The organism is Mesorhizobium sp. B2-4-7 (assembly GCF_006442685.1).
In the GTDB taxonomy this organism is placed as follows: Bacteria; Pseudomonadota; Alphaproteobacteria; order Rhizobiales; family Rhizobiaceae; genus Mesorhizobium.
Map to the genome: position 1 here is coordinate 25141 of NZ_VFVH01000015.1, position 18520 is coordinate 43660.

16 protein-coding genes and 1 tRNA gene are annotated in these 18520 nt (G+C 62.9%); 14 read left to right on the forward strand and 3 right to left on the reverse strand.

All coding sequences use genetic code 11. The annotated features are described in order from the left end of the window. Positions 1–160: 160 nt before the first annotated feature. From FJ946_RS28650 to FJ946_RS28680, 7 genes are all read left to right on the forward strand, one after another. Positions 161–742 (forward strand): curli assembly protein CsgF, encoded by a 582-nt coding sequence (locus FJ946_RS28650; RefSeq protein ID WP_210239494.1) that lies wholly within the window; start codon positions 161–163, stop codon positions 740–742. 143 nt (positions 743–885) lie between these two features. Continuing rightward, entirely contained in the window at positions 886–1995 is a 1110-nt protein-coding gene (locus FJ946_RS28655) for a CsgG/HfaB family protein (protein WP_181167614.1), read from the forward strand. Positions 1996–2262: 267 nt separating this feature from the next. Continuing rightward, complete coding sequence (locus FJ946_RS28660) at positions 2263–2757, forward strand: hypothetical protein (RefSeq protein ID WP_181165453.1); 495 nt, start codon at positions 2263–2265, stop codon at positions 2755–2757. Positions 2758–2783: 26 nt separating this feature from the next. Beyond that, positions 2784–3479, forward strand: coding sequence for a hypothetical protein (locus FJ946_RS28665; protein ID WP_140525781.1), 696 nt, complete (start codon positions 2784–2786; stop codon positions 3477–3479). Between the two features lie 2 nt (positions 3480–3481). Further along, the gene (gene csgH, locus FJ946_RS28670; protein ID WP_140501008.1) at positions 3482–3859 is read left to right on the forward strand and encodes a curli-like amyloid fiber formation chaperone CsgH; all 378 of its coding nucleotides are present in this window, start codon (positions 3482–3484) and stop codon (positions 3857–3859) included. Between the two features lie 51 nt (positions 3860–3910). Beyond that, positions 3911–4651 (forward strand): AprI/Inh family metalloprotease inhibitor, encoded by a 741-nt coding sequence (locus FJ946_RS28675; RefSeq protein WP_140525780.1) that lies wholly within the window; start codon positions 3911–3913, stop codon positions 4649–4651. Positions 4652–4926: 275 nt separating this feature from the next. Continuing rightward, positions 4927–6090 carry a helix-turn-helix domain-containing protein gene (locus FJ946_RS28680; RefSeq protein ID WP_140567745.1) on the forward strand — a complete coding sequence of 388 codons (1164 nt, stop codon included), beginning with the start codon at positions 4927–4929 and terminating at the stop codon, positions 6088–6090. 37 nt (positions 6091–6127) lie between these two features. Here the strand turns inward: FJ946_RS28680 and FJ946_RS28685 are convergent. Next, positions 6128–6203 (reverse strand) — tRNA-Phe (locus FJ946_RS28685). Positions 6204–6375: 172 nt separating this feature from the next. Continuing rightward, positions 6376–7248: a helix-turn-helix domain-containing protein gene (locus FJ946_RS28690; protein WP_140567748.1), complete on the reverse strand. Its 873-nt coding sequence runs from the start codon at positions 7246–7248 to the stop codon at positions 6376–6378. Positions 7249–7352: 104 nt separating this feature from the next. Between FJ946_RS28690 and FJ946_RS28695 the strand changes: the two genes are divergently transcribed. The 5 genes from FJ946_RS28695 to FJ946_RS28715 all read left to right on the forward strand — a co-directional run bounded on the left by FJ946_RS28695 (position 7353) and on the right by FJ946_RS28715 (position 13630). Continuing rightward, positions 7353–8624 carry an extracellular solute-binding protein gene (locus FJ946_RS28695; protein WP_140567750.1) on the forward strand — a complete coding sequence of 424 codons (1272 nt, stop codon included), beginning with the start codon at positions 7353–7355 and terminating at the stop codon, positions 8622–8624. A 160-nt stretch (positions 8625–8784) separates the two neighbouring features. Beyond that, positions 8785–9645 carry a sugar ABC transporter permease gene (locus FJ946_RS28700; protein ID WP_140501017.1) on the forward strand — a complete coding sequence of 287 codons (861 nt, stop codon included), beginning with the start codon at positions 8785–8787 and terminating at the stop codon, positions 9643–9645. Then, positions 9642–10478, forward strand: a complete 837-nt coding sequence (locus FJ946_RS28705) for a carbohydrate ABC transporter permease (protein ID WP_140513329.1) — start codon at positions 9642–9644, stop codon at positions 10476–10478. The genes FJ946_RS28700 and FJ946_RS28705 overlap by 4 nt, the downstream gene beginning before the upstream one ends. An 8-nt stretch (positions 10479–10486) precedes the next feature. Continuing rightward, positions 10487–11566 (forward strand): sn-glycerol-3-phosphate ABC transporter ATP-binding protein UgpC, encoded by a 1080-nt coding sequence (gene ugpC, locus FJ946_RS28710; protein ID WP_140562216.1) that lies wholly within the window; start codon positions 10487–10489, stop codon positions 11564–11566. A gap of 36 nt (positions 11567–11602) precedes the next feature. After that, positions 11603–13630: an aldo/keto reductase gene (locus FJ946_RS28715; RefSeq protein ID WP_140567753.1), complete on the forward strand. Its 2028-nt coding sequence runs from the start codon at positions 11603–11605 to the stop codon at positions 13628–13630. 37 nt (positions 13631–13667) lie between these two features. On the opposite strand, the gene FJ946_RS28720 is transcribed toward FJ946_RS28715, so the two are convergent. Continuing rightward, on the reverse strand, positions 13668–14543 hold the full coding sequence (locus FJ946_RS28720) for an AraC family transcriptional regulator (RefSeq protein WP_140558629.1): 876 nt from the start codon (positions 14541–14543) through the stop codon (positions 13668–13670). Between the two features lie 244 nt (positions 14544–14787). Here FJ946_RS28720 and FJ946_RS28725 point away from each other — a divergent pair, with 244 nt between their 5' ends. Both FJ946_RS28725 and FJ946_RS28730 read left to right on the forward strand, forming a co-directional pair. After that, positions 14788–16254: an alpha-glucosidase/alpha-galactosidase gene (locus FJ946_RS28725; protein WP_140558599.1), complete on the forward strand. Its 1467-nt coding sequence runs from the start codon at positions 14788–14790 to the stop codon at positions 16252–16254. Between the two features lie 110 nt (positions 16255–16364). Further along, a complete protein-coding gene (locus FJ946_RS28730; protein ID WP_140525556.1) occupies positions 16365–18446 on the forward strand; it encodes an ABC transporter substrate-binding protein in 2082 nt (693 codons plus the stop codon). The last annotated feature ends 74 nt before the right edge of the window (positions 18447–18520 follow it).

Sequence of the window (18520 nt, forward strand, 5' to 3'; positions counted from 1 at the left end):
CACGTCCCGTAAAAGCGCAGTGAGGCCGGGCGCAGGCGCAATAGCGATCCTGTCATGTACGTTGGGGAAAAGCGGCAGGGTGGCGGAAACGGTGCCTGGAAGTGTTTGCAAGAAACGCCGTTATGGCGGTTTTCATTCGCAAGGTGTTGGGGGAGATGAGATGATGAAGACTGCTTGTGCGGCGCTTCTGACCGCTGGCGTTGTTCTGGCTGCCGCGGGCGGTTCGGTCGCTCAGGATATGGTTTACACTCCGGTCAACCCCTCCTTCGGCGGCAGCCCGCTGAATTCGTCTCACCTGCTCGGCCTCGCCAACGCCCAGCGTACGGCCACGGCCCGTACGCCAGGCCCGGGCACGGATTCGACGGATCCGAGCGATCCGGGCTCCACCGACGCGGACCTCTTCATCCGCCAGCTCCAGAGCCGCCTGCTTTCGGGGCTCGCGAGTCAGGTTACCGAGGCGATCTTCGGTGACAATCCCCAGGACTCGGGTACGGTCCGTTTCGGTGAGACGACCGTCACCTTCGAGCGGACCGTCGATTCGATCCGGCTGATCATCACTGACCCGACCGGCGTCACCGAGATCGTGGTGCCCCTGCTGGTCGCGACAAACAACACCGTGAATTCCCTCATGCAGGGCGCTGGTGGCCTGGAGTCGGGCAACGCTCTGTCCGGCGGATTGAACACCGGCGCCCTGAGCGGCGACCTGACGTCGAGCACGTCGCTCAGCCCGGGGCTCAATTGATTTCGATGCGGGATGGATCAGTGCGAGTGCGGGCAGCGGCCTCACGGGAGGCCGACATGCCGAAAAGCCGGCGCTTTGGGACAAAGATCGCAAGGGTCGCCGTCGTAGGCGCACTCGTGTCAGTGCTTGGCGGATGCCAGGCGGTGCCGACCGAAGGCGTTCTGCAGCCTGTTTATACGCCTGTGACGAAGCAGAGCCACAGCCTGCGCACCATCCCGGCCCCCTCGAAGCGAATTACCGTCGCCGTCTACGATTTCCCCGATCTCACCGGCCAGTACAAGGAACGCGAGAACGTCCAGACCCTGTCGCGGGCTGTCACCCAGGGCGGTGCGCCCATGCTGATCAAGGCCTTGCAGGATGCTGGCGAGAAGCGCTGGTTCACTGTGCTCGACCGTGCCCGCCTTGACGACCTGCTCAAGGAACGGCAGATCGTCACCGAGATGCGGCGGCTCTACCGCAACGAGCAGCGTATCGACGCGCGGATCCTGCCGCCGCTCGATCACGCGGGCATCATCCTCCAGGGCGGAATCACCGGTTACGACACCAACACCATGACGGGCGGCATCGGCGCGCGCTACCTGGGCATCGGCGGCGATGTGAAGTGGCAGCAGGACACTGTGACCGTCACATTGCGGGCCGTTTCGACGAACACGGGAGAGGTGCTGTCCAGCGTGGCGGTCCACAAGATGATCGCCTCCTACGCGCTGCAGGGCGGTGCATTCCGCTATGTCGCCCTGGACAAGATCCTCGAGGCTGAGGCGGGCGTCACCCAGAACGAGCCCAAGCAGATCGCCGTGCAGCAGGCCATCGAGAAGGCGGTGATGGGTATGATCATCGAGGGCGCCGAACTCGGTGTCTGGTCGTTTGAGGACCGGGATGCAGGACGCGAGCTGATAGCCGACTACCGCAACGAGAAGTATGGCACCAAGCTGACCGCGGCCGCTGAAATCGTGCCGCCGCCCAAGACACGCAACGCCGCGGACGTCGTCGAGACGACAGCCGCATGGCCGCGCGCGGCGGCTGCGCCGCGACGCACGACTCCGGCCCTGGCGGCTCCGCCGCCGGGCGCGCCCGTCCCCGTGGCTCCGCCTCCCGCAGCGCCGGACGAAACCGTCGGCTCGCTTGAGCCGGGCGTGGCCGTTCCCGAGGCTTCGCCTGCGGTCGCCGGCGCGGCGACGGCGCCAAACCCTGCCGCGACTCCGAAGGCGGCCCGGCAACGTGACTATGTGGCCTCGATAGCGCCGGTGCGTTGACGATGCTCATGGACCCTCTCAATCCGTTCTCCAACGCAAAGGGCGGCGCGGCGCTTACCCTCCTGGCGTCGGTGCACGGCGACAGCAACCAGTTCGGTGGCGTGGCGCCTCAGGCTGGTTCTGGCAGAGCGCCGTCGTGCTCCAGCAATGACCTTGTCTTCGGTCGGACCGGAGAAAGCGACGTTGCTTCAACTTTGATCGATCCCGAGGCCCGAATATTAGGCAGCACTTGCGATGATCTCCCCACATTACGAGGGGACTGTAACAATGAATCTGCATTCTGTCTTTGTTGCGGGCGTCGTCTTGGCGTCGGCGCCTGCCCAGGCCGGCAACGAACTGGTTATCCTGGCCCAGCACGGGTTGTCCAATTCGCTCATGCTCGGCGTGAGCGGCAGCCTCAATGCGGTGTCCGTTCTTCAGGCCCACCACGGTCTCGGCGCGGCGAACGTGATCGACGTCAACATCGAGAGCGATTTCAACGGCGGCCCGCTTGGCCCGTCCTTCATCGGAGCGATCCTCTCGGCTGGCCTCACGCCCGGTTCGATCACACAGAGCGGATTCGACGACCACATCATCGCCAGCGTAACCGGCAGCTACAATCTCTTCGCTTTCGCGCAGGAGGGCAGCGGCGACCGGCTTACAGCCTCGATCTCGGGCATGGCAAATCAGGCAGCCGTCACCCAATCCGGAAGAAATAACGTCGTGGGATTTTCACAGTCCGGAAACGGCAATACGGTCAGCGTCTCGCAGACATCCTGGTGACGCAACACAGGGAGCTTGTTCGCATCATGCGCAAATCTACGGCTGTTCTGGCGAGCGCTCTCGTCTTATGTTCCTCTCCGGCCTTTGCTGGCGACAATAACGTCCTGAAGATCATCCAGACCAGCCCTCCTGGCGCGCTCGAGGGAAACGTCCTGTCGTCAGACCAGTCGCGCGCCACCGGTTCGCTTGTCGCCGGCCCGACGCAGCAGATGATCGATAACGCGCTCGGCGGCACGCTTGCTGTCGGCGACCTGTACCGGATGGACCAGGCGACTGCGCCGTCCGCGCTTCAGACAGGCCAGGGCAACACCGCAACGCTGACCATCGAAGGCGATGGTGGTCAGTTGTTTCTTCTCCAGGACAATTCGGCTGGCGGGACGTTGGGCAATTCGGCTCAGTTGAGCGCATTTGGAGCCGATTCCCTTGGCGCCGTCCTGCAGCTCGGCGATGGCAACGATGCATCGCTGACCGTAGGCGGTGGCGCAACCGGTCTGATCGTGCAGAACGGCAGCGGCAATGCCAACTCACTCACCGTGGGTTCTGGTGGCAGCGGCGAGATAGTTCAGAACGGCAACGGCAACACCTTCTCCACGTCCGTGGCGGCCAACACCGCCGTGACCATCACGCAGAACGGCAACAATCTTAGCCCGGTAGGCGTGACAGGCATGCAGGTGTTCTCGACGGCGCCGGGAACAGTTTCGATCACCCAGACCGGTTTCTAGCGATGCGCGGCGCGGCTGCACTCGTCGTGGGTCTTGCCGCCGCCTGCGGTGCAGGCGGCGCGGTGGCGCAGCACGGAGGCGCCGTCGCGGTCCCCTCCATCGCCATCGTGCCCACGGGCGCCGGGGTCCAGATCACTGCATCGGCCGTCGGCCTTGGCGTTGTGGAGATCGAGGGCTCGGTTGAGATCGACCGGACGGGCGGCTCGGGCACGATGACCACGCGCCAGAACCGCACACTGAGGCTCTCCGCCGGCCAATCCCAGGACATAGCCAGGACTGCGCTGTCTCTCGCCAAGGGCGACCACATCTCCATCAGGGTTGTTCTCCGGCAGGACGGCAGGGTCGTCGGCCAGGCCGAGGTTTCGGCGGGCGAGCCCTGAGGAAGTCGCTAGCTCCCTAATTTTCGACTTTCGCGCAGCGGAGAGGGCATCATGAAGGTTGCGAGATTTTTGACCGTCGTTCTGGCCGTGGCGGGCATGTCGTTCCCGGCCACGGTGGTACGGGCGCAGTCCGTGGACCAGTTCGTTCAGGCATTCAGCGGCACCTGGCAGCTCGTTGATGCGCGCTATTCCAACCTTCCCTCAACTTGCCACATGGCGCTGGGGTCGACAGCCGATGCGAACGGCCGCTTCGCCATTAAGGGGCTGGGCTGCCGCGGCGATGCCGCTCTGGTCAGTTCCTGGGGCGTGAGCGAGGGTCAGATGGCCCTGTTCGATGCGGCCGGAGCGGTGATCGCCCGTCTTGGCGGCAACCAGCGGCGGATCAGCGGCACCAGCGTATCGGGCGCTCCGCTGATCTTCGAGAAGGTCGGTGTTGCCGGAACGGCGGCCATGCTCAAGACTGCCAAGCGGGCCGGGGGCTGCTTCTATTCGGGCTTCACCGGCAAGTGCGCGGATGCGGCACAGGCCGCGCCTCCCGCGCCGGAAGGCGCCAGCGTCCAGGTCCTGGTTAACCTGAACGTCCGCGCCGAGGCGCGCGACGACGCCGAGGTGGTCGGCGTGGTTCCGTCGCAAACCTGCGTCACGACCGAACTGTGCATGACGGCGACCGACGGCGCCTGGTGCCGCGCCAAGTTCGGGGAGAGGACCGGATGGATGCGCAAGTTGGCCTTGCGCCAGAACCGCTGGGCCATCGTCACCTTCGACAACTCTTGCCCCAAGCAGGGCGGCTAACTCTCTATGAGGTCTTTCGGTACGCGGACGTGAACATAGTAGATGCCATTTCGGATGATTGTGTTTGGTATCTTGCGCATGTCGTCCATTCCTCGACTGTATCACAGCGTGTGTGACAGTCGAGGTGGGTCAAACCCTTGGAAAATAACGCTTCAGGAAAATCAGCGGCTTGGGTGCCCTTCCCGAGAGATGGGTGACAGTTCATTCCGGATAGATGGGTTACACTTTCGGCCCTTTGCAAGGAGAGCAAGGTGCCTTGGAAGGAGTGTAACGTCATGGAAGAGCGGCTGAAGTTCGTCGCCCGGCTGCTGGACGGTGAGAAGATGGCCGTGCTTTGCCGAGAGTTCGATATCTCGCGCAAGACCGGCTACAAGATCCTCGCGCGCTACAACGGTAGCGGCCTGGAGGGGCTGACGGATCGATCGCGTCGGCCCTATCGCCACGCCAATCAGCTTCCGTTTCAAATCGAGAAGCTGATTGTGCGCCTCAAGCAAGACAAGCCGACATGGGGCGCGCCGAAGATACGCGAGCGGCTGGCCCGGCTGTATCCGGATGTGCACCGGCCGGCGATCTCGACGGTGCACGCCGTGCTCGATCGCCACGGCCTGGTCGAGCACCGCAAGCGCAGGCGAAACCGGGCGACGGGGACACCGCTTTCAAACGGCTGTCGCCCCAACGATCTGTGGTGTGCCGACTACAAGGGCGAGTTCATGCTCGCCGATCGGCGCTATTGCTATCCGTTGACGATCACCGACTTTGCCAGCCGCTATCTCATCGCCTGCGAGGCGCTCTCGACCACCAAGGAAGCCTATGCCTTCACCGTGTTCGAAAGCGTTTTCAAAGAGTTCGGCCTCCCCAGCGCGATCAGGACCGACAATGGCGTTCCCTTCGCCAGCCCCAATGCGCTGTTCAACCTCAGCAAGCTGTCGGTCTGGTGGCTGCGCCTGGGCATCGACATCGAGCGCATCAAGCCGGGCTGCCCGCAGCAGAACGGGCGTCATGAGCGCATGCACCTCACCCTGAAGAAGGAAACCACCAAACCGGCTGGTGCCAATTTCCTTCAACAGCAGGCCAGGTTCGATGACTTCATCGATGAGTTCAACTCAGAACGCCCGCACCAGGCGCTCGACATGGACTACCCGGCGGAGCGCTACGCGCCCTCAACGCGTCCCTATGCCGGCCTACCAGACCTCGACTATCCGTTTCACGACAAGGCCCTCACCGTCACCACCTGCGGCCGCATCTGCTATAACAGAAAGAAGATCAACCTCAGCCTTGTCTTTGCCGGCCAGATCGTCGGCATCAAAGAGGTCGAGGACCATATCTGGCTGGCTAGCTTCATGGACTACGATTTGGGATATTTCGATGATGAGACATGCAGGCTCGAACCACTCCAAAACCCCTTCGGGCCAAAAGTGTTACCCATGTCTCCGGTATAAACCGTAACCTATGTGTCCGGAACGGACCGGGGGGAAATGGTGCCCAGAGGCGGATTCGAACCACCGACACGCGGATTTTCAGTCCGCTGCTCTACCAACTGAGCTATCTGGGCCTGTTCCGGCTAACGAAAACTCGCGCTCCGGATTTCATGGAAGCGCCGTGGGCGTCCCCTTGAAAGCGCGTGGGTTATAGCATGGGAATCCGGCCTGTCCAGCGCCCAGATGTGGATTTCCGGCAGGAAAAGAAGTGCCGCCCGATCCGCTGGTTTCCGCGCCTCACCGCCGCTATCGGGCGCCCGCCAATCCCTTGCGAAAATCCGTAGGTGTCATGCCGGCGAGCTTCCGGAACGACTTGTTGAAGGCGCTGAGCGAACCGAAGCCCGAATCCATCGCGACCCTGAGCACATTGGCGTCCTGGTGCATGAGCAGCGCCTGCGCATAGCTCAGCCGCAACAGGTTGACATATTCGTTGAGCGTCATGCCGGTCGATTTCTTGAAGATGCTCATGGCGTATTTGGGATGGAGGTCGGCGGCCGCCGCTATGTTCATGCAATCGATGTCGTAGAGGAAATTCTCGGCGATGAAATCGCACATGCGCCCGACATTGCGCGACGACTGCTGGTCGAACGGACTGCCCGCTTCCTGTCCGGCCGCATTTTCCGGCACCAGCCTGTACGGCTCGAACCGCACCCGCTCGAGCCGCAGCAACAGTTCGTTGACGGCGTGCTCCGCCTTGGCCGGGTCGCCGGAGCGGGCGTAGCGGTTCCATCGGTCGAAATTATCGTTGTCGGACTGATCGGTGGCGCTGGTCACCAGCGTGGCACCCGTCATCAGCCGGTGACGTATGTCAGCCGGCAGATGCAGCCGGAAGAAATGCACCAGCGGCAGATGCGCGCCGGCATAGATGGCGTCGTCGCTCAAATCGTCCATCTGGTGCGGCAGTCCGCCCCAGAACAGGCACATCTCACCGGCCGAAAGCGAGATTTCGTGGTCGTTCATGCGGTAGTGCACGCTGCCGCGCACGATGAAGTTCACCTCGACCTGCGCATGCCAATGCGGCTTGAGCATCACCAGGGGAGCGGTGTGGAACATCTGCAACAGCAGCGGCATTCCTTCCACGCTGCTGGCGCCAGGCTGGTAAAACGGCCGGTCCGGCATCTTACTTTCCGCCAATTTCGTATTCCCTTTGTCGGGGACAAGCCTTCCGCGCCGCATAGTCTAGCCCGGCTCGCAGAGAGAGCAAATGAAATGGGAGGATTTCAATGCGCATCACACTGTCCTGCGCCGCGCTCGCGCTTGCCTTGGGTTCAGCCCCGGCCTTCGCGCAATCGGGCGAAATCACCATCTGGAGCTGGAACATCGCCGCCTCGTCGCTGAAGGCGACGATTGCCGGGTTCAACAAGCTGCATCCTGACATCAAGGTCACCGTCCAGGATCTCGGCAACCAGCCGACCTATGACAAATCGATCGCCGGCTGCGCCGCCGGTGGCGTCGGCCTGCCTGATGTCGTCACCATCGAGAACGGCGAGGCCGAGAATTACTGGAGCCAATTTCCCGATTGCTTTGTCGACCTGCACACGCTGGGCTACAGCGCAGAGGACCAGGCGAAATTCCCCGATTTCAAGCGCACCGAGCTCGAAGTCGGCGACAAGGCCTATGCAATGCCGTGGGATTCCGGCCCGGTCGCCGCCTTCTACCGCCGCGACTTCTACGAAAAGGCCGGCGTCGATCCGGCGTCGATCAAGACCTGGGACGATTTCATTGCCGCCGGCAAGAAGATCCAGGCCGCCAATCCCGGCGTCACGATGACCAACGCCGACTTCAACGGCGACACCGAATTCTTCCGCATGATCTCCAATGAACAGGGCTGCGGCTATTTCTCCGAGGATGGCCAGTCGATCACGGTGAACCAGCCGAAATGCATCGATACGCTGGCCAAGATCAAGGAGATGAAGGACGCCGGCGTCATCTCCTCGGCCGACTGGGGCACCAAGATCACCAACAACACCGCCGGCACCGTCGCCACCCAGGTCTATGGCGGCTGGTATGAAGGCACCATCCGCACCGAATCGGCTGGCGAAAACGGCAAATGGGGCGTCTACCTGATGCCGAGCCTTACCGCCGACGGGCCACGCGCCGCCAATCTCGGCGGGTCGTCGCTGGCCATCGCTTCCGGGTCGAAGAACAAGGAAGCGGCTTACGAGTACCTGAAATACACGCTCGAAACCAATGAGGGCCAGATCACCATGCTGAAGGAGTTCGGCCTCGTTCCCTCGCTGGTCTCGGCGCTGAACGACCCCTACGTCTCTGAAGGCCTGCCCTATTGGGGCGGCCAGGCGGTGTGGAAGGACATCCTCGCCACCCTGCCCAAGATCGTCCCCAGCCGCGGCACGCAGTTCCAGAGCGACGCCGAAATCATCATGCGCGCGGTGCAGACCAAATATCTCGCCGGCGGCTATCCCGATGCCAAGGCGGCACTCGACGATGCCGCCGGCCAGATCGCGGCGGCGACCGGACTGCCGGTCAAGTCATAACCTCCCAGACGGGGTCCGGGCAGGCATGCGCCGCCCGGACCCGACCGCGGCCCGCGGGGCTTCCTCGCGGGACGTGTGAAATGTCGCATGTCCCGACCAACCGGTTGCCGCTGCGCGCGGGACCACAGCTTGAAACGCCGACGAGAGAAGGAGGAGCACGATGCGCAACCGCAACGCCACGGCCTATCGTTTCCTCGCGCCCTATTTGCTGATCTTCTCCGTCTTCTGGGTATGGCCGATCATCTCTTCGTTCCTGATCTCGTTCCAGGCGACGCGCACCGTGCCCTGGCGCTTTGCGCCCGGCTTCAACTGGGGCCGGCTGATCGGCGATCCGGCCTTCTTCAATGCCTTGAAGAACACGCTGCTCATCCTCGTCATCCAGGTGCCGGTGATGATCGCGCTGGCGATGGTGATGGCCGTGCTTTTGAATTCGCCGCTCCTGAAGGCGAGAGGACTTTACCGCTTCGCCTTCTTCGCTCCCGTGGTGGTCGGCGAGGTCGCCTACTCCGCGGTGTTCCGGCTGATGTTCAACCTCGATTTCGGCATCATCAACAAGCTCCTGAACAGCGTCGGGCTGCCAAAGATCGACTGGTTCTCCAATGTCACGCCGGCCATGGCGCTGATCATGATCGCGGTCACCTGGCGCTGGGCCGGCTACAACGCCATCATCCTTCTGGCCGGCATGCAGTCCATCCCCGAGGACGTCTACGAGGCGGCGACGCTCGACCGGGTCAGCAAGCTCAAGCAGTTCTTCTTCATCACCTTGCCGCTGTTGAAGCCGGTCATCGTGTTCTGCACCGTGCTGTCGATCATCGGCACCATGCAGCTGTTCACCGAGCCGTTCCTGATCACCGAACGCGGCGGACCGGGCGGCGGCACCGAGACGCTCGGCCTGCTGCTCTATCGCCAGGGCTTCCGGTCGCTCAATTTCGGCTACGCCTCGGCCGTCGCCTACACCATGGCGGGGCTGGCGATCGCCATCACGCTGGTGCAACTGTGGCTGACGAGGGAACCGAAATGAGCTCGCTCGCCTCGGCCAGGCTGAAGCGCAGCCTCTTGCTGCATCTCTTTCTCACGCCACTGGCGCTGATCTGGCTGTTTCCGCTGTGGATGATGGTCGTGTTCTCGACCATGCCGGACAACGGCATCTTCAGCCCCGGCATCGAGTTGCTGCCGCATGGCAATTTCGTGGACAATTTCAACAACCTGCAGCGCGACACCGACTTTGTCGGCGCGATTTTCATCTCCGTCTCGGTGGCGGTCACCTACACTTTTCTGTCGGTGCTGCTGACGTCGATGGCCGGCTGGGCGCTGGCGCGTTACCGGTTCGTCGGCAAGGGCTTGGTCGTCGCCATCATCCTGGGCACCATCACGCTTCCCTATGCGGTGGTGCTGATCCCGCAATTCATCATGGTGGCGCGCGATTTCAAGCTCGCCAATACCTGGGTGGCGCTGATCGTGCCGCCGCTGTTCAATTCGCTGGGCGTGCTGTTCATGCGCCAGAGCTTTTCCATGATGCCCGATGACCTGTTCGATGCCGCCCGCGTCGAAGGCGTGAAGGAGTGGCGCATCTTCGTCTTCATCGCGCTGCCGCTGGCGCGGCCGATGCTGGCCGCCCTTTGCATCATCCTGTTCCTGGCGTCCTGGAACAATTATCTCTGGCCGCTTTTGATCAACAGCCAGCCCGGCGCGATGACCGCACCGGTGGCGCTCGGCACGCTGATCGGCCTCACCAAAGTGTCGTGGGGCGGCATCATGGCGGGCGCGGTAATGCTGACGGTGCCGATGCTGATCGTGTTCGTGCTGCTGCAACGCCATTTCATTGCCGGCATCGCCGCCGGCGCGGTCAAGTAAGGGTAGGCATGGCAACCGTCACGCTCACGAATGTCGTCAAGCGCTTCGGCGTTTTCGAGGTCGTCCATGGCGCCAACATCGACATCAGGGATGGCGAGTTCGTCGTCTTCGTCGGCCCGTCTGGCTGCGGCAAGTCCACGCTGCTCAGGATGATCGCCGGGCTGGAGGATATCAGCGATGGCGAGATCGCCATCGGCGGCAAGGTGGTCAACGATGTCGAGCCGGCCGACCGCGGCATCGCCATGGTGTTCCAGTCCTACGCGCTCTATCCGCATATGAACGTGGAGCAGAATCTCTCCTTCGGCCTGCGTATGACCGGCAATCCGAAGGCAGACACCGACCGCAGGGTGAAACGGGCGGCCGAGATCCTGCGCATCAGCGAATTGATGGAGCGCCGTCCGAAGAAACTCTCCGGCGGCCAGCGCCAGCGCGTTGCCATCGGCCGCGCCATCGTGCGCGAGCCGCAGGTGTTCCTGTTCGACGAGCCGCTGTCCAACCTCGACGCCGAACTGCGCGTCCAGATGCGGGTCGAGATCTCGCGCCTGCACAAGGAGCTCGGCACCACCATGGTCTATGTCACGCACGACCAGACCGAGGCGATGACGCTCGCCGACCGGATCGTCGTGCTGCGCGGCGGCCATGTCGAGCAGATCGGCCGCCCGCTCGATCTTTATGACAATCCCGACAATCAGTTCGTGGCCGGTTTCGTCGGCTCGCCGAAGATGAATTTCATCAAGGGCCGCGTCGTCGGCTGCGATGCGCGCGGCGTCGTGGTGGAACTCGCTGGCCAGGAGAAGACCCGCATCACGCAGCCGCTGACGGGCGCCGCGCCCGCAATCGGCAGCAAGGTCATCGTTGGCGTGCGGCCCGAACATTTTGGCAGCGCCGGAGAAGGCGACGCCGATCTTGCCGTCACCATCGATGTGGTCGAGCACCTGGGCGGCACGAGCTTTCTCTACGCCAGAACGGCCAATGGCGAGGACGTGGTGATCCAGCGCGACGCGGCCAAGGTCCCCGAGACATCAGAGATCATCGTATCCATCCGCAAATCCTACCTGTTCGACGAAAAAGGGCTGCGGCTGCGCTGATCGGCTGCCCTTTCCCATCCCGCAAGGAGAATGACAATGACTGCAACCACGCCCATCCGCTGGGGCATTCTCGGCCCGGGCAGCATCGCCAAGGCCTTCGCCGGCGGCGTCGCCGCCTCCCGCAACGGAAAGCTGGTCGCCATCGGTGCGCGCGATCCGGGCAAGCCGGGCCTGGCGCAGAGCTTTCCCGGCGCGCGCATTCTCGAGGGCTACGAAGCATTGCTCACTGACGCGGAAATCGACGCGATCTACATTTCGGTCCCGCACCCGGGCCACGCGCAATGGGCGATCCGGGCGGCGGAGGCGGGAAAGCACGTGCTGTGCGAAAAGCCGCTGGCGCTGACCGCGTTCGAGGCCGACGCCATGATGCATGCGGCGCGCAAGGCCGGCACCTTTCTCGGCGAGGCCTTCATGTACCGGCTGCACCCGCAGACGCTGAAGCTGGTGGAACTGATCAAATCCGGCGTCATCGGCGAGATCAGGATGATCAAGTCGAGCTTCGGTTTTGCCATGCCTGATTTCATGCCGCAGCACCGGCTTTATGCCAACGACCTCGCCGGCGGTGGCATCCTGGACGTCGGCGGCTATCCCGTCTCGATAGCGCGGCTGATTGCCGGCGCCGCGGCCGGCAAGCCGTTCCTCGAGCCGGACAAGGTGACCGGCGTTGCCCATCTTGGCCAGTCCGGCGTCGACGAATGGGCGTCCGCGCTGCTGCATTTTCCAGGTGGCATCCTCGCCGAGGTCTCCTGCAGCATCTCGCTCAACCAGGACAATGTGCTGCGCATCTTCGGCACCAGGGGCCGCATCGAAGTGCCGGATTTCTGGTTCGCCGGCGGCGACCGCGATGTCGGCCTCGGCCGGATCGATGTGATCGGCGCGGACGGCGTGCGCGAAACCATCAGCGTGAACGAAAAGCGTCACGTCTATTCCTTCGAAGTCGACGCCGCCGGGGACGCCATCCTTGCCGGCCGGCAGGAGTTCGCCTGGCCGGGCATGGCCTGGGCCGACAGCCTCGGCACCTTGCGCGTGCTCGACAGATGGCGCGCGGCTGTGGGGTTGGAGTACGAGATCGAAAAGGCCTCGCGACGCACCAACACCATCGCCGACCGGCCCTTGCGATCCGGCGGCACGGCGATCGCCAAACGCGCCATTCCGGGCCTGTCGAAGCCGGCCTCGATCGTGGCGCTCGGTTTCGAGGATTTCCGCACCTTCTCCTCGGGTTCGATCCTGCTCGATGCCTTCTTCGAGGCTGGCGGCAATCTGTTCGACACCGGCTATGTCTATGGCGGCGGCTACACCGAGACGCTGCTTGGGCAATGGCTGAAGAACCGTGGCGTTCGCGAGCAGTCGGTGGTCATCGCCAAGGGGGCACATTCGCCGCTTTGCTATCCCGACGTGATCGGCAAGCAGCTCGTCCAGTCGCTCGACCGCCTGCAAACCGACCATGTCGATATCTATTTCATGCATCGCGACAATCCGGACGTGCCCGTCGGCGAGTTCGTCGATGCGATGGACCGCGAGGTCAAGGCAGGCCGCATCCGTGGCCCGTTCGGCGGCTCGAACTGGACGATGCAGCGCATGGACGAGGCGATCGCCTATGCCGAGCGCACCGGCAAGCAAAAGCCCGGCGCGCTCTCCAACAACTTCTCGCTGGCTGAAATGCTGGAGCCGATCTGGGCCGGTTGCGTGACCTCCTCCACCGATGACTGGAAGGCCTGGCTGACCGCCCGGCAGATGCCGAATTTCGCCTGGTCGAGCCAAGGGCGCGGCTTCTTCACCGAACGCGCCGGGCGCGACCGGCGCGACAATGAAGAACTGGTGCGGGTCTGGTACTCGGAGCGCAATTTCGGCCGCCGCGACCGGGCGATCGAACTTGCCGCGCGGCTGGGCAAGAGCCCGATCCATGTTGCGCTCGCCTATGTGCTCAACCAGCCTTTCCCATCGGTGCCGTTGATCGGCCCGCGCACGCTGGGCGAACTGGACGACAGCTTGCGCGCCCTGGACATCGCGCTTTCACCTGCCGATCTCCAATGGCTGGACGGCGGCAGCCGGCAAGCGGCGTAGTGCATGTCATGCAAGGCTGCGCTGGACGGCTACGGGGTCAGGTCTCGTCGTCGGACACCCTGATGTCGCGCCTGGCCGGAACCCTCATGCTGGCATACATGCCGGTGGTGCGGAACTGGCCCGGGCTAATGCCGTAACAGCGGCGGAAGACCTTCGAGAAATAGTTCGCGTCCTCGAAGCCGCACAGGATGGCGACTTCCTTCACCGGCAGGAAGTCAGCCTTGGTCAAAAGCTTGGCGGCGCGTTGCAGCCGCTGCTGCAGCACGAACTCCGCGGGCGGGATGCCTTCGCTCTCGGCGAAGCAGCGCGAGAAGTGCGCCCGGCTGAGGCCGCTGATCGCCACGAGGTCCGCTACCGGCAGCGGCCTGTCGAGATTGGCGTTGATGTGGTCGATGACCGGCTGCATGGCGCTCTGCTTCTCGGCAAAGGCATGTGAGCCGAAGACATCGTCGTAGAGCGCCATCGCCGCCTCGTAGGCGATCGCAGAAGCCGCCCCCGGCGCAGCGGCCCCGTTGATGAGACGCAGGCTGCAATGGGCGAGGTGATCGATCGTCTCCGGCTGCAGCCGGAACACGGGACCCGAGACGTCGAGGATCGATTTGTGGATGCGCAGCGCCTCCTCGCCATTCATCGAGATCCAGAAATATTCCCAGCGCTCGTCCTTGGCCAGCCAGTAACGATGGTTGTGCGGCACCAGCACCAGCAGCGTGTCGTTCTGCTGCAGGCGATAGTCGCGGTTCTCATAGCGAAGCCGGCCGCTTCCGTTGATCGTGTGCTGGAGCACGGTGAATGGCGTCTGGCCGCGCTTGCGCCCGTCCCAATCATAGATTTCGCCTTCGCGCACTTCGTAGCCGGTGCTCGTCGGCATGGCATGCAGGCGCTGGCGACCGCGCGGCAGCGAGATCGTACGCATCGACTGTCCGTTGGCGATCAGATCCCGCAGCACAAAATTACCCTTGAAAGCATAATCCTTCTCTGGCCGTGCTCGCGAATAAGCGCATAATCCATCCTCGAAGAACGTGAAGAACCCGCGGTCGAGGAGCGGGCGGGAGGAAAAAAGCCGGAATTCGGCTCGATTGGCACGCGCACCTTGGCGTGTGGCCATATCCTCCCTTACTGCTCCTTGCCTAGCATTCGATCGGATCGAGGTGAAGGTGATGAGTTTCAAAATCGCTATTATCGGCGCCGGCAGCGTCGGCTTCACCAAAAAACTGTTCACCGACATATTGTGCGTGCCGGAATTCAAGGGCATCGAATTCGCGCTGACCGATGTCAGCGAACACAATCTCCAGATGATCAAAGCGATCCTCGACCGGATCGTCGAGGCCAACAAATTGCCGACCACGGTGACGGCGACGACGGACCGCCGCAAGGCGCTCGAGGGCGCACGTTATGTCATCAGCTGTGTGCGGGTCGGTGGCCTCGAAGCCTATGCCGACGATATCAGGATCCCCCTGAAATACGGCATCGACCAATGCGTCGGTGACACGATCTGCGCCGGCGGCATCCTCTATGGCCAGCGCAACATCCCGGTGATCCTCGATTTCTGCAAGGATATACGCGATGTCGCCGAGACCGATGCGAAATTCCTCAACTATGCCAACCCGATGGCGATGAACACCTGGGCGGCGATCGAGTACGGCAAGGTCGACACGGTCGGGCTGTGCCACGGGGTCCAGCACGGCGCCGAGCAGATCGCCGAGGTACTGGGCGCGAAGTCACCTCGGGAGCTCGACTATGTCTGTTCCGGCATAAACCACCAGACCTGGTTCATCGAGTTGCGCCTGAACGGGCGCGAAATCGGCAAGGACGAGCTGGTCGCCGCCTTCGAGGCGCACCCGGTCTATTCCAGGCAGGAAAAGCTGCGCATAGACGTGTTGAAGCGCTTCGGCGTCTATTCGACCGAAAGCAATGGCCATTTGTCCGAGTATCTTCCCTGGTACCGCAAGCGCCCGGACGAGATCACCCGCTGGATCGACATGTCCGACTGGATCCATGGCGAGACGGGCGGCTATCTCCGTTATTCCACCGAGACCCGCAACTGGTTCGAGACGGAATATCCGCAATTCCTCGAAGCGGCGTCGAAGCCGATCGATCCTTCAAAACGCTCCAACGAGCATGCCAGCCACATCTTGGAGGCGCTGGAGACCAACCGCGTCTATCGCGGCCACTTCAACGTCAAGAATGACGGTGTCATCACCAATTTGCCGCAGGACGCCATCGTCGAATCGCCCGGCTTCGTCGACCGCTTCGGCATCAACATGGCGGCCGGCATCACCTTGCCGGAAGCATGTGCCGCGACCTGCATATCCTCGATCAATGTCCAGCGCATGTCGGTGCATGCCGCCATATCCGGCGACATCGACCTGCTCAAGCTTGCCGTGCTGCATGACCCGCTGGTTGGTGCGGTATCGACACCGGAGGAGGTCTGGCAGATGGTCGACGAAATGGTCGTCGCTGAAGCCGCCTGGCTGCCGCAATATGCGCACGCCGTTCCGGCGGCAAAAGAGAGGTTGTCGAAATCCAGGGTCAAGACCCGCGAATGGGCGGGCGCCGCTTGGCGCAGCGTCCGCTCGATCGAGGAGTTGCGCGCCGAAAAGGCCGCGCTGAAGCAGGCCGGCTGAAAACCCAGGTGGCGGCGACGGGCCTGCGGGAGACAGGTCCGCCGCGGTCGCCGTCCGGGCAGAAGACGAGCAGCAGCAAAACAAAACGTCCGAACACGAGGGAGGAGACAATGAGGAACCTACGCAGCATTGGCATGGTCGCGGGACTGGCGCTGGGCGTCTCCGTCCCGGCGCTCAACGCTTTCGCCTCCGAGCCGACGGTCCCGCCGGTACCGGCGGCGTTTCCGGCCGAAGGCAAGATCACTTATGTGCCGCGCGAGTCCATCCTGGAGTTCAAGGCGCTGCCCGACTATCACGAGCCGGACTGGGTGACCGAGAAATACGTCAAGGCCGGCAAGCTGCCGCCGGTGAAAGACAGGCTGCCGAAGGAGCCCTTGGTTTTCAAGACGGGCAACATGCCTGATGGCATCGGCGTCTACGGCGATACAATGCGCCACGTTATCGGCGGGCGGCCGGAAGGCTGGAACTACGGCGCCGGTCAGACGCAGGGATGGGGCGGCATCGATATCGGCCTGTCCGAATGCCTGACGCGCACCGCGCCGCTGTTCCAGGTCGAGGCCAAGGACACCGAACCGCTGCCCAACCTCGCCAAAAGCTGGGACTGGTCGGCGGATGGCCACAAGCTCACCATGCACCTCGTCGAGGGTGCCAAATGGTCCGACGGCGCGCCCTTCAACTCAGACGACGTCATGTTCTACTGGGACGACGAGGTCGTCGATCCCAATGTCTCGCCGCTCAATGGTGCCACCCAGGAAACGTTCGGCGTCGGCACCACGCTCAAGAAGGTCGACGACTACACCGTCGAGTGGACCTTCAAGGAAGCCTTCCCGAAACAGTATCTCTACGCGATGGCCTACGGCACTTTCTGTCCTGGCCCCGCGCACATATTGAAGCCGCAGCATCCGAAATATTCGAAGAACACCTACGACCAGTTCAAGAACGCCTTCCCGCCGGAATATATGAACATGCCGGTCATGGGCGCCTGGGTGCCGGTTGAATACCGGCCAGACGACATCATCGTCATGCGCCGCAATCCCTATTATTGGAAGGTCGATGAGAAGGGCAATCAGCTGCCCTACCTCAACGAATTACATTACAAGCTGTCCACCTGGGCCGACCGCGATGTCCAGGCGGTGGCCGGCTCGGGCGATTTCTCCAATCTGGAGCAGCCGGAGAACTTCGTCGCCTCGCTGAAGCGGGCCGCGGAGGCGAATGCGCCTGCACGCCTGGCGTTCGGTCCACGGCTGATCGGCTATAATCTGCGCCTCAATTTTTCCGCTAATGGCTGGGGCAACCCGGACGAGCGCGGTCAGGCGATTCGCGAGCTGAACCGCAATGAGGATTTCCGCAAGGCCGTTACCATGGCGCTCGACCGCAAGGCGCTTGGCAACTCCCTGGTCAAGGGGCCGTTCACCGCCATCTACCCCGGCGGCTTGTCCTCCGGCACCAGCTTCTATGACCGCAAGTCGACGGTCTACTATCCCTTCGACCTCGAGGGCGCTAAGGCCGAACTCGCCAAGGCCGGACTCAAGGATACCGATGGCGACGGTTTCGTGAACTTCCCGGCCGGCACGGCCGGCGGCAAGAATGTCGAGATCGTCATGCTGGTCAACAATGACTACGGCACCGACAAGAGCCTCGCCGAAGGCGTTGTCGCCCAGATGGAGAAGCTCGGGCTGCGGATCGTGCTCAACGGTCTCAACGGCACCCAGCGCGATGCCTCGCAATATTCCGGGCGCTTCGACTGGCTGATCCGGCGCAACGACCAGGAGTTGACCTCCGTCGTGCAGAACACCGTGCAGCTCGCTCCCGTCGGCCCCAAGACCAGCTGGGATCACCGCGCACCTGAAAGCGGCGAGGTCGACCTGATGCCTTTCGAGAAGGACCTCGTCGACATCGTCAACAAATTTGTCACGTCTGAGGACAATGACCAGCGCGCCGCCCTGATGAGAGACTTCCAGAAGATTTCGACGGAGCACGTCTACAATGTCGGCCTGACGGAATATCCCGGTGCGCTGATCGTCAATAAGCGCTTCTCCAACGTTCCAAAGGGCACGCCGATCTACATGTTCAACTGGGCAGAGGATTCGATCATTCGAGAACGGGTCTTCGTGGCGGCCGACAAGCAGGCGAAATACGAATTGTTCCCGGAAGAGCTGCCCGGCAAGCCTGGAGACAAGGGCCCGATGTAAGTTTACCTCCCCTGACTGAGACCTCCGGCCGCGCCGCTGGCGCGGCCGGACAAAGGCAACCTCCGAACGCACCA